General features: G+C 73.1%; 1 protein-coding gene. It reads right to left on the bottom strand.

Annotated elements, in window-relative coordinates:
* Positions 1 to 10 precede the first annotated feature (10 nt).
* On the bottom strand, positions 11 to 249 hold a 239-nt coding region (locus tag C7C46_RS34050; protein ID WP_245985362.1), incomplete at its 5' end, for a pyridoxal-phosphate dependent enzyme.

Raw genomic sequence — 249 nt, 5'->3', positions numbered from 1 at the left:
CGCCGGCCGTCTAGGCGAAGATGCCCTCGGTGCGGGCCAGCAGCTTGATCGCCTCGACCACCTCGGCGTCGGTGACGTCCTCCACCGCGCCGCCGGTGCGCCGGGCGATGTCCAGCACGTAGGGGCCGTCGGCCGGGTTGCCGATCGCCAGCGACTTGGCGATGGTGTCCGGCTTGACCGGGCGGATCACGTCTTGGCCGGCCTTGAAGGCGGATGCCACAGGCGCGCAGCCGCTGGCCTGGGCGCCGA

Origin of the sequence: Streptomyces tateyamensis, assembly GCF_003205575.1 — a bacterium.
In the GTDB taxonomy this organism is placed as follows: domain Bacteria; phylum Actinomycetota; class Actinomycetes; order Streptomycetales; family Streptomycetaceae; genus Kitasatospora; species Kitasatospora tateyamensis.
Note: the sequence above shows the minus strand (reverse complement) of the source record. Positions and strands in the feature narration are given on the sequence as shown.